The organism is Sphingomonas bacterium, assembly GCF_903643035.1.
Classification (GTDB): domain Bacteria; phylum Pseudomonadota; class Alphaproteobacteria; order Sphingomonadales; family Sphingomonadaceae; genus Sphingomonas.
The window spans coordinates 1-10,187 of sequence record NZ_CAHJWW010000087.1 but is presented as its reverse complement, the minus strand read 5'-3'; the positions used below and the strand labels follow the sequence as shown (position 1 = coordinate 10,187).

The following is a 10,187-nucleotide window of genomic DNA, read 5'->3' as shown; positions in this document are numbered from 1 at the left end:
CCGGTCGCGTCGGGCGCGGTGGACTGCCCCGCCGGCGCGACCGGACCCGAGGCGGGACCCGCCGTCTGGTCGGCCGGCGTCGCCTGGGTCGCGACCTGCGCCGCGAGAAGAATCGCCGTCGATAACGTCATGCTGCCCCCTGTTCGACCGTCAAAGTCTACCGGCCGGGGGGTGATTGGAAGCAGGCGCTTGTTGGCCGGCGTGAAGTCCAGCTTTCAGCCTGCCGCCCGCGCGGGCGGTGCTGAACGTCGGGCTCGATCCCGGAACCCGCGTACCGGACAGGTTCGGCATGGGCGGCAAGTGGTCGGCCGGCCGGATGGCCGGCTATACCAGGCGGCTCTGCCGCACCGCCGCGGCGATGAAGCTCGCGAACAGCGGATGCGGGTCGAACGGCTTGCTCTTGAGTTCCGGGTGGAACTGGACGCCGACGAACCACGGATGGTCCGGGCGCTCGACGATCTCGGGCAGCATGCCGTCGGGGCTCATGCCCGAGAATACCAGCCCGCCCGCCTCCAGCGCCGCGCGATAGCCGGTGTTGACCTCGTAGCGGTGGCGGTGGCGCTCGCTGATGTGCGTGGCGCCATAGATGGACGCGACCACCGAATTGCCGTCGAGCGTCGCGGGATAGGCGCCCAGCCGCATCGTGCCGCCAAGGTCCCCCTCCGCCTCGCGCCGCTCGATGCCGCTCGCGCTCATCCACTCGGAAATGAGGCCCACGACCGGCTCGTCGGTGGGACCGAACTCGGTCGAGGAGGCGGCGGCGCTGCCGGCCAGCTCGCGCGCACCCTCGATGCACGCCATCTGCATGCCGAAGCAGATGCCGAAATACGGGATCTCGCGGACGCGGGCGAAGCGGACGGCGGCGATCTTGCCCTCCGCGCCGCGCTCCCCGAACGCGCCGGGGACCAGGATCGCGTGGCACGGCTCCAGCCGCGCGGCGATTTCGGCAGGATCGTCGCGCTCGAACAGCTCCGCGTCGATCCAGTGGATGTTGACCTTGACCCGGTTGGCGATGCCGCCGTGGACGAGCGCCTCGCCGAGCGACTTGTACGCATCCTGCAGGCCGACGTACTTGCCGACCACGCCGACCGTCACCTCGCCCTCCGGGCTGGTCAGCCGGTCGACGATCCTGGTCCAGCGGGTCAGGTCGGGCGCCGCCCCGGGCTCGATCCCGAACGCGCGCAGCACCTCCTCGTCCAGCCCCTCGGCATGGTATTGCAGCGGTACGGCGTAGATGCTCCGGGCGTCGAGCGCGGGGATGACGGCGCTGGTGGGCACGTTGCAGAACTGCGCGATCTTCGCGCGCTCCGCGGGTGGCAGCGGATGTTCGCAGCGGCACACCAGCACGTCCGGCGCGACGCCCAGCGACGCGATCTCGCGCACCGAATGCTGCGTCGGCTTGGTCTTCAGCTCGCCCGCGGCGGTGATGTAGGGGACCAGCGTCACATGGACGCTGACCGTCCGGCCGCGGCCAAGCTCGTTGCGCAGCTGGCGGATCGCCTCGATGAAGGGCAGCGACTCGATGTCGCCGACCGTGCCGCCGATCTCGCACAGCACGAAGTCGAGGTCGGTCCCGTCCCTGTCGGTCGTCTCCGCCTTCGCGAACGCCTTGATCGCGTCCGTCACGTGCGGGATCACCTGGACGGTGGCGCCCAGATAGTCGCCGCGCCGCTCCCGCTCGATGATCGTCTTGTAGATGCGCCCGGACGTGACGTTGTCCGACTGGCGGCTCGCGACGCCGGTGAACCGCTCGTAATGGCCAAGGTCGAGGTCCGTCTCCGCGCCGTCGTCGGTGACGTAGACCTCGCCATGCTGGTACGGGCTCATCGTGCCGGGGTCGACGTTGAGATAGGGGTCGAACTTGCGGATGCGCACGCGATAGCCGCGCGCCTGGAGCAGCGCGGCCAGGCTCGCCGCCATGAGGCCCTTGCCGAGCGAGGAGACCACGCCGCCGGTGATGAAGATGAACCGGGTCATGGGAAGGGAGGACTAGCCTTTCGGAACGCGTGGCGACAAGCGCCGACGTGCATCGGCCCCCGATGGAAGCGACGAACGGGGGGAATCAGTGGGCGAGCGGGACGTCCGAGCCGTTGCCCTGGCGCCCGCCGTCCTGCGGGGTGGCGGACGGGGCCGCGATGTTCGCGTTGGCGGAAAAGGGCGCGGTAGGCTCCGCGGGCTGCGGCTGGGTCGTGACCGGCTGCGCCGGCTGGGTCGTGACCGGCGTCGCCGGCTGGGTCGCGACCGGCGCCGCCGGACGCCTGGCAAGCGAGGTGTCGATCGGCCCGGCGGCGTGCCGGCTCGACGCGAGCACCGCCAGCAGGATGGAGAAGCCGACGAACGCGGTCGCAAGGACGGTGGTGGCGCGGGTCAGGAAATCGGCCGCGCCGCGCGCGCTCATCAGGCCCGACGGGCTGCCGCCCATGCCCAGTCCGCCGCCTTCCGACTTCTGCAGCAGGATCACCGTCACCAGCGAGGCGGCGATGATGGCGTGGACGACGAGCAGGAAGGTGAACATGAAGGTTCCGGACCGGTGGCGGGACGGCCGGCATAGGCGAGCCCGCCCGCCCGATCAACCGGAGCCGCCCCTCCCCCGCCTGCCCGCCCGCAACAATCGGAGGCGGCGGGCAACCAGCGGGATGCGCGGACGTTCAGCCTCCCGGGACACGACGAAACGTCCCGGCGACGTGGAAGGCCCTCTGTTGGCAAGTCTCGCGGAACCCGAACTGAAGAGCTGGATGGCGACGCTGGTGGACTATGTGAGGTCGGGGGAACCGGACCTGACGAACCGCCAGATGGCGTTGCTGCTCATCGTCTACCTCAATCCCGGGCCGCACACGGTCCGCGGGATGGCGCGGTTGCTCAACGTGTCCAAGCCGGTGGTGACACGCGCCTTGAACAGGCTGGGCACGCTCGGCTATCTGCGCCGCCAGCGCGACGACAGCGACAAGCGCAACATCTTCATCGCGCGGACATCCGAGGGGGCGGTTTTTCTTGAGGAGTTCGGGCAATTCATCGGCGACGCAGACCATGACGCCCCCACCGCCGACCAGATCGCCGCCGACCAGCACGCCGCCGACCAGCCAGCCGCCGGTCACGCAGGCATCAATCGGGTCGGCCTGGAACGCGCGGGCGCGTAGCGGCTTTGCGCTTACCGGCCCTTCCGTCCGGCTCGATCCGCGAACCCATGCCGTTCGCCCCGACCTTGCCGACATCCGGCTCGCGGGGCGGGTCTTCGCGCCGCATTTCGCGGCGGCGGTTCCGTGCCGCGCGGCGCGGACGGCCCGGCTGACGATGACGCGCGGGGGCGCCGCGGTCGTCGCGACCCTCGCGGCGGGGGACCGTTTCGACATGCTCGACGTGACGGGAGATCTCGCCTGGGGCATCGCCCCCGACGACGACGACGACGTCGGCATTGCCCCTGGCAGCGCCACGGGCATCGTCGGCTATGTCGAGCGCGACGCGCTGGAACCGGACGAATGAGCGTCGGCGTCTTCATCGACGGCGCCGCGGGCACGACTGGCCTGGAGATACGCGAGCGGCTGGCGAGTCGCGGCGACGTCGACCTGCTCCTCCTGCCCGAGGACCGGCGCCGGGACGCCGCCGCCCGGCGGGCCGCGCTGAACGACGCGGACGTGGTGATCCTGTGCCTGCCCGACGACGCGGCGCGCGAGGCGGTGGCGCTCGTCGACAATCCGCGCACCCGCATCATCGACGCATCGAGCGCGCATCGGGTGGCCGACGGCTGGACCTATGGCTTCCCCGAGCTCGGCTTCGACGTGGCGGGCGCCATGCGCGTGTCGAACCCGGGATGCTATCCGACCGGCTTCCTGGCGCTGCTCGCTCCGCTGGTGCGCGCCGGGTTGGTGCCCGCCGACTGGCCGCTCGTCGTTCACGGCACGTCCGGCTATTCGGGCGGCGGCAAGGCGATGATCGCGGAGTTCCGCGATGGCGGCGCCTCCGCGCACCGCGCCTATGCGCTGGGACTGCGCCACAAGCATGTGGCGGAGATGACGCTTCGCGCCGGCCTGGCGGTCGCACCGATCTTCCTGCCGTCCGTCGCCAACACCTATCGCGGGATGATCCTGGAAGTGCCGCTGCCGTGGTCGCGGCTGCGCCCCGACATGCCGCCAAGCCGGATAGCGGACGCGCTGGACGCGGCGTTCGCGGACTGCCCGCTGGTCCGGGTGTCGCACGACGAGGTCGGCTTCGTCCGGATCGAGGACGACGCGGGCACCGACCGGATGACGCTCCACGCCTTCGCCGACCCGGTGGAGGGGCAGGTCCGTCTCGTCGCCACGCTCGACAACCTCGGCAAGGGCGCGGCCGGGGCGGCGGTGCAGAACCTCAACATCATGGCCGGGCTGGATCCCATGGCGGGGCTTGCGTGCCAGGCGCGGTCCGCCGATCCGCCACCAACCCTCTGAACCGGAGAAACCCATTGGCCGCCGACACCCTTCGCCAGCCCGTCGCCAAGATGCTGCTGTTCGGCGCCACCGGCGACCTGTCGCAGCGCATGCTGCTGCCGTCGCTGTGCAACCTCCATGCCGACGGGCTGCTGCCCGACGCGCTGACGATCATCGGCACCTCGCGAAGCGACTATGACGACGACGGCTTCCGCGAGTTCGCGCGCGGCGCGCTGGACAGGTTCCTGCCCGGCGACCGCAAGGACGCCGCCACGATCGAGGCCTTCCTCGCGCGGATCGGCTATGTCCCGCTCGACGTCGGCGACCATTCGAGCTTCCAGGCGCTGGCGGACAAGATCGGCGACGTCGCCGGCGGCCTCGCGGTGTTCCTGTCGACGGCGCCGTCGCTGTTCGAGGCGGTCGTCACCGGCCTGAAGGCGGCGGGGCTCGGCGGCGACACGGTGCGGGTCGGCCTGGAAAAGCCGCTGGGGCACGACCTGCCCTCCAGCGAGGAGATCAACGACGCGGTCGCGGCCGCCTTTCCCGAGGACCGGACGTTCCGCTTCGACCATTACCTGGGCAAGGAGACGGTCCAGAACATCATGGCGCTGCGCTTCGGCAACGTGCTGTTCGAGCCGGTGTGGAACGCGAGCGGCATCGACAACGTCCAGATCACCATCGCCGAGACGGTGGGGCTGGAGAGCCGCGCCGGCTATTACGACGGCACCGGCGCGTTGCGCGACATGGTGCAGAACCACATGCTCCAGTTGCTCGCGCTGATCGCGATGGAGCCGCCGACGCATTTCGACGGTACCGCGATCCGCGACGAGAAGGTGAAGGTGCTGCGCTCGTTGCGCCCGATCACGCCCGAAAGCGTGCAGACCTGCACCGTCACCGGCCAGTACGGCCCGGGCGCGATCGGCGGCGAGTTCGTCAAGAGCTATGCGGACGAGCTGGAGCAGCCGTCGGGCACCGAGACGTTCGTGGCGGTGAAGGCGCACATCGACAACTGGCGCTGGCAGGGCGTGCCCTTCTACCTGCGCACCGGCAAGCGGATGGCGGCCCGCCGGTCGGAGATCGCGATCCAGTTCAAGCCGGTGCCGCATTCGATGTTCGCCTCGCGTGGCGGCCAGCTCCAGAACAACGTGATGGTCATCCGCCTGCAACCGGAGGAGTATGTCCAGCTGCTGGTGATGGCCAAGGAGCCCGGGCTCGACCGCGACGGCATCCGCCTGCGCGAGGTGCCGCTGGACCTGAGCCTCGACAAGGAGTTCAAGCAACGGCGGCGGATCGCCTACGAACGGCTGCTGCTCGACCTGATCGAGGGCGACCAGACGCTGTTCGTGCGGCGCGACGAGGTGGAGGCGCAATGGCGGTTCATCGACGCGATCCGCTCCGGCTGGGCGGCGAACGGGACGAGGCCCAAGAGCTATCCCTCGGGCAGCTGGGGACCGTCCAGCGCGGTCGCGCTGACCGAGCGGGACGGGGTGACGTGGCAGGACGACTAGCCTTGCGGCCATGACGCCGTGCAAGCGTGGGGTCCCCGCGCGGGCCGGGACGACACGGGCGGCGGGCCGTGGAAGGACATCGAGGATCAAGCATGACCGAAATCGAATGGTGGGAATATGACGATGTCGCCGAGATGGCGGATGCGATCGCGGGCGATGTCCAGTTCGTGATCGAGAGCGCGCTCGACGCGCGCGGATCGGCGGTGCTGGCGCTGGCCGGGGGCAAGACGCCCGAGCCGGTCTACGCCAAGCTCGCCAGGGCGAAGCTCGACTGGAAGAAGGTGACGATCATCCCCGGCGACGATCGCATCGTCGCGCTCGGCGATCCGCTGTCCAACGTCACCATGCTGGGCAGGGCGTTCATCCCGACCGGCGCGCGCGTCATCCCGCTGGTCAGCGAGAAGGCCGCCGACTATCGCGCCGCCGGCCGCGCGGCGGACGCGCGGCTGAAGGACCTGCACTGGCCGCTCGACCTCGTCCTGCTGGGGATGGGCGGCGACGGGCATACCGCCTCGATCTTCCCCGGCCCCGACCTGGACGAGGCGCTGTCCGGCCCGCGCGAGCGGCGTGCGCTGGGCGTGATGCCCGATCCGCTGCCCAGCGACGCGCCGGTGCCGCGCGTCACGCTCAGCCGCGCGTCGATCGTCTCGGCGCGGGCGATCACGATCGCGATCACCGGCGCGGACAAGCGGCAGGTGCTGGAACGCGCGATCGACCAGGGGCCGTCGTCGGCCTATCCGATCGGCCGCGTGCTGGCGGAAGCGGAGCTGCCGGTCGACGTTCACTGGGCACCGTGACCCGATAGAACAGGACAGGACGGCACATGGACCTCGTCGCGGCCGATATCGGGGGAACGCATGCGCGATTCGCGATCGCGACCATCGACGGGGGCCGCGTGGCGGGGCTGGCCGACCAGCGGGTGCTGAAGACCGCGGACCATGCGAGCCTCCAGACCGCCTGGGAGGCGTATGGCGACATGATCGGCCGGCCGCTGCCACGCGCGGCGGCGATCGCGGTCGCCTCGCCGGTGGGCGGCGAGATCATCAAGCTGACCAACAACCCCTGGGTGATCCAGCCGGCGACCCTGTGCGAACGGCTGTCGATCGACGACCATGTCCTCATCAACGACTTCGGCGCGGTAGGCCACGCGGTCGCACAGGCGCGGGCGGACGATTTCGAGCATCTGTGCGGGCCGGACGTGCCGTTGCCGGACCTGGGCGTGATAACGATCTGCGGGCCGGGCACCGGGCTCGGCGTCGCGCAGCTGCTGCGCACCGCGAGCGGCTATCACGTCGTCGAGACGGAGGGCGGGCACATCGACTTCGCGCCCCACGATCCCATCGAGGACACGCTGGTCGCGCGGCTGCGGAAGGTGTTCAACCGCGTGTCGGCCGAACGGGTCTGCGCGGGTCCGGGCATCATCGGCATCTACGAATCGCTGGCGGCGCTCGAAAACCGCGCGAAACCCGAACTGACCGACAAGGACATCTGGTCCGCCGCGCTCGACGGGGGCGACAGCCTGGCGCTGGCGGCGCTCGACCGCTTCTGCCTGGCGCTGGGGTCGGTAGCGGGCGACCTCGCGCTGGCGCAGGGGGCAAGGGCCGTGGTGATCGCGGGCGGGCTGGGCTATCGCCTGAAGCAACGGCTGCCGCTGTCCGGCTTCGCCGACCGGTTCGCGGCGAAGGGCCGGTTCCAGCAGATGATGGCCTCGCTCCCCGTGAAGGTCATCACCCTGGCCGAGCCCGGCCTGTTCGGCGCGGCGGCGGCGTTCGCGCAGATCCATGGGTGAAGCGTCCCGCCCGCGATGCGCGAAGCCGCTTCGCAGGCGCGACCCGCCTACATCTCTCCGCGCGCGTGCCGGATCGCGTACCAGCGCCTGACGTTCGCCTGGTGCTGTTCCAGCGTGTCCGCGAACGCATGGCCGCCCGTGCCGTCCGCGACGAAATACAGCGCGGTCGATCGCGCGGGATCGAGCACCGCGTCGATCGACGCGCGGCCCGGGTTGCAGATCGGGCCGGCGGGCAATCCGACCATCTCGTAGGTGTTGTAGTCGCTCTTGGCGTGGACCTCCGACAATAGCGGCCGTCGCCCCAGCGGACGTCCCCGCGTGATCGGATAGATGAAGGTCGGGTCCGCCTGGAGCGGTATCCCGCGCCTCAGCCGGTTGGCATAGACCGCCGCCACCATCCGCCGCTCGGCGGGCTTGCCCGTCTCCTTCTCCACGATCGCGGCGAGGATCAGCGCCTGGCGCGGGGTCGCGACCGCCAGGCCCGGCTTTCGCCGCGACCAGGCGCCGGCGAGATAGCGGGTCATCGCCGCCTGCATCCGCGCGACGACCGACGCGCGCGTCTCGCCGCGCGAATAGCCGTAGCTGTCGGGCAACAGGCTCCCCTCGGCGGGGACGGGGACCGCTCCCTTGAGCTCGGACGAGGCGATCAGCACGTCGCGGGCCATCACCGACGGCAGCCCTTCGGGGATGGTGACGAACCGCTGGATCGTGCGACCGCCCTGCAACAGCTTGAGGATGTCGGCCTGGCTCAGGTGCGCGGGCACGCGGTATTCGCCGGCGCGGATCGGCTCGCGCGTCCCGAACAGCCGCGCATAGAGCCGGAAGCGATAGCCCGAGGAGATCGCGCCGGCCTTTTCGAGCTCGCCCGCCGCACTCGCCAGCGTCGCGCCGCGCGGGATGTCGACCGTCAGGTTGCGGGTCGCGGGACCCGGGCCGCCCCAGCCGTGGACCACCCAGAACAGCAGCACCACGAGCGCGAGCGCGGCGACGAGCCCCAGCCGGCCGGTCCGCCCGATCGACCCCCTCGCCATCCCCTCAGACCGCTCGCATCACCAGCGAGGCGTTGGTGCCGCCGAACCCGAAGCTGTTGTTCAGCACCGCCTTCACCGACCGTTTCCTGGCGACGTGCGGGACCAGGTCGACGCCGGCGCAGTTCTCGCTCGGATTGTCGAGGTTGAGCGTCGGCGGCACGATCCCGTCGCGCATCGCCAGCACGCAGAAGATGCTCTCGACCGCGCCCGCGCCGCCCAGTAGATGCCCGATCGCGGACTTGGTGGAGCTCATCGACGCGCCGGCCATCGCGTCACCGAACAACCGCCGGACCGCGCCCAGCTCCAGCTCGTCGCCGAGCGGCGTCGAGGTGCCATGGGCGTTGATATAGTCGATGTCGTCGAGCGCGAGGCCGGACTTGCGCATCGCCATGGCCATCGCCCGATACGCCCCCGACCCTTCGGGGTGGGGCGCGGTGACGTGGTATGCGTCGCCCGACAGCCCATAGCCGATCACCTCGGCATAGATCGTCGCGCCGCGCGCCCTGGCGCGCTCATACTCCTCCAGGCAGACGACGCCCGCGCCCTCGCCCATCACGAAGCCGTCGCGGTCGCGGTCGTAGGGGCGGCTGGCCTTTTCGGGCGTGTCGTTGAAGCCCATCGACAGCGCGCGCGCCTGTGCGAAGCCGGCGATGCCGAGCGGGCAGATCGCACCCTCGGAGCCGCCGGCCAGCATCACGTCGGCATCGTCCATGGCGATCATCCGCGCGGCGTCGCCGATCGAGTGGGCGCCGGTCGAACAGGCGGTGACGACCGCGTGGTTCGGACCCATCAGCCCGTATTTGATCGACACCTGCCCCGATGTCAGGTTGATGAGCCGGCCGTGGACGAAATGCGGCGAGACGCGGGCGGGTCCCTTGTTCTCGCACACGAGCGACTCGCTCGCGATGCCCGGCAGGCCGCCGATGCCCGCGCCGATCGAACAGCCCGCGCGCATCCGTTCGGACTCGCCCATGCCGGTCAGCCCCGCGTCCTCCAGCGCCTGGCCGGCGGCGTCGATGCCGAAGATGATGAACGGGTCGACCTGACGCTGGACCTTGTGGTCGACGCGCAGATTTGGGTCGAACGCCCAGGGGTGGCCGACCGGCTTGACCTCGCAGGCGATTCGGCACTTCTGGTTGCCAGCGTCGAAATGGGTGATCGGTCCCGCGCCCGAGCGCGAGGCGATCAGATTGGCCCAGCTCGTCTCGACATCGCCGCCCAGCGGCGTGACGAGCCCCAGCCCGGTGATGACGACGCGGCGCATCTTCTTCTCCCGTCCCCGTGTCCACGCGGGACCTTCGCGTTCAAACCGGAACGGCCCCCCGCCCGCGACCGGGACGGAGAGCCGCTGACGTCCCGGCCCTGTCGGATATCGCCAAGCCTTACGACTTGTGCTCGTCGATATAGGTGATCGCGTCCTTGACGGTGGTGATCTTCTCGGCGGCGTCGTCGGGGA

General features: G+C 70.6%; 10 protein-coding genes and 1 pseudogene. 6 read left to right on the top strand and 5 right to left on the bottom strand.

Going from position 1 to position 10,187, the window contains the following annotated elements; all coding sequences use genetic code 11:
- Window positions 1-324: 324 nt before the first annotated feature.
- Together HUV01_RS07405 and secG are read right to left on the bottom strand one after the other, a co-directional pair.
- Window positions 325-1,977, bottom strand: coding sequence for a CTP synthase (locus HUV01_RS07405; protein ID WP_174297658.1), 1,653 nt, complete (start codon window positions 1,975-1,977; stop codon window positions 325-327).
- An 85-nt stretch (window positions 1,978-2,062) separates the two neighbouring features.
- Window positions 2,063-2,515 (bottom strand): preprotein translocase subunit SecG, encoded by a 453-nt coding sequence (gene secG / locus HUV01_RS07400; RefSeq protein ID WP_174297657.1) that lies wholly within the window; start codon window positions 2,513-2,515, stop codon window positions 2,063-2,065.
- A 220-nt stretch (window positions 2,516-2,735) separates the two neighbouring features.
- Here secG and HUV01_RS07395 point away from each other — a divergent pair, with 220 nt between their 5' ends.
- The 6 genes from HUV01_RS07395 to glk all read left to right on the top strand — a co-directional run bounded on the left by HUV01_RS07395 (window position 2,736) and on the right by glk (window position 7,700).
- Window positions 2,736-3,137, top strand: coding sequence for a MarR family transcriptional regulator (locus HUV01_RS07395; RefSeq protein WP_438827157.1), 402 nt, complete (start codon window positions 2,736-2,738; stop codon window positions 3,135-3,137).
- Between the two features lie 154 nt (window positions 3,138-3,291).
- A complete protein-coding gene (locus HUV01_RS14925; protein WP_217430945.1) occupies window positions 3,292-3,480 on the top strand; it encodes a hypothetical protein in 189 nt (62 codons plus the stop codon).
- On the top strand, window positions 3,477-4,424 hold the full coding sequence (gene argC / locus HUV01_RS07385) for an N-acetyl-gamma-glutamyl-phosphate reductase (protein ID WP_174297655.1): 948 nt from the start codon (window positions 3,477-3,479) through the stop codon (window positions 4,422-4,424). Before HUV01_RS14925 ends, argC begins: the two co-directional genes overlap by 4 nt.
- 50 nt (window positions 4,425-4,474) lie before the next feature.
- Window positions 4,475-5,911: a glucose-6-phosphate dehydrogenase gene (gene zwf, locus HUV01_RS07380; RefSeq protein WP_174297659.1), complete on the top strand. Its 1,437-nt coding sequence runs from the start codon at window positions 4,475-4,477 to the stop codon at window positions 5,909-5,911.
- 92 nt (window positions 5,912-6,003) lie between these two features.
- On the top strand, window positions 6,004-6,708 hold the full coding sequence (pgl, locus tag HUV01_RS07375; RefSeq protein ID WP_174297654.1) for a 6-phosphogluconolactonase: 705 nt from the start codon (window positions 6,004-6,006) through the stop codon (window positions 6,706-6,708).
- A 26-nt stretch (window positions 6,709-6,734) separates the two neighbouring features.
- Window positions 6,735-7,700, top strand: coding sequence for a glucokinase (glk, locus tag HUV01_RS07370; protein ID WP_174297653.1), 966 nt, complete (start codon window positions 6,735-6,737; stop codon window positions 7,698-7,700).
- A 47-nt stretch (window positions 7,701-7,747) separates the two neighbouring features.
- Here glk and mltG read toward each other — a convergent pair whose 3' ends face one another.
- From mltG to HUV01_RS15465, 3 genes and pseudogenes are all read right to left on the bottom strand, one after another.
- Window positions 7,748-8,731 (bottom strand): endolytic transglycosylase MltG, encoded by a 984-nt coding sequence (gene mltG / locus HUV01_RS07365; protein WP_174297652.1) that lies wholly within the window; start codon window positions 8,729-8,731, stop codon window positions 7,748-7,750.
- 4 nt (window positions 8,732-8,735) lie between these two features.
- Window positions 8,736-9,995: a beta-ketoacyl-ACP synthase II gene (gene fabF, locus HUV01_RS07360; RefSeq protein ID WP_174297651.1), complete on the bottom strand. Its 1,260-nt coding sequence runs from the start codon at window positions 9,993-9,995 to the stop codon at window positions 8,736-8,738.
- A 118-nt stretch (window positions 9,996-10,113) separates the two neighbouring features.
- Window positions 10,114-10,187 (bottom strand): annotated as a pseudogene (locus HUV01_RS15465) (acyl carrier protein); the annotation flags it as partial.

Coding starts and splice junctions, on each gene's coding strand:
- HUV01_RS07405 (WP_174297658.1), bottom strand. CDS start 1,977: ATGACCCGGTTCATCTTCATCACCGGCGGCGTGGTCTCCTCGCTCGGC.
- secG (WP_174297657.1), bottom strand. CDS start 2,515: ATGTTCACCTTCCTGCTCGTCGTCCACGCCATCATCGCCGCCTCGCTG.
- HUV01_RS07395 (WP_438827157.1), top strand. CDS start 2,736: ATGGCGACGCTGGTGGACTATGTGAGGTCGGGGGAACCGGACCTGACG.
- HUV01_RS14925 (WP_217430945.1), top strand. CDS start 3,292: ATGACGCGCGGGGGCGCCGCGGTCGTCGCGACCCTCGCGGCGGGGGAC.
- argC (WP_174297655.1), top strand. CDS start 3,477: ATGAGCGTCGGCGTCTTCATCGACGGCGCCGCGGGCACGACTGGCCTG.
- zwf (WP_174297659.1), top strand. CDS start 4,475: ATGCTGCTGTTCGGCGCCACCGGCGACCTGTCGCAGCGCATGCTGCTG.
- pgl (WP_174297654.1), top strand. CDS start 6,004: ATGACCGAAATCGAATGGTGGGAATATGACGATGTCGCCGAGATGGCG.
- glk (WP_174297653.1), top strand. CDS start 6,735: ATGGACCTCGTCGCGGCCGATATCGGGGGAACGCATGCGCGATTCGCG.
- mltG (WP_174297652.1), bottom strand. CDS start 8,731: ATGGCGAGGGGGTCGATCGGGCGGACCGGCCGGCTGGGGCTCGTCGCC.
- fabF (WP_174297651.1), bottom strand. CDS start 9,995: ATGCGCCGCGTCGTCATCACCGGGCTGGGGCTCGTCACGCCGCTGGGC.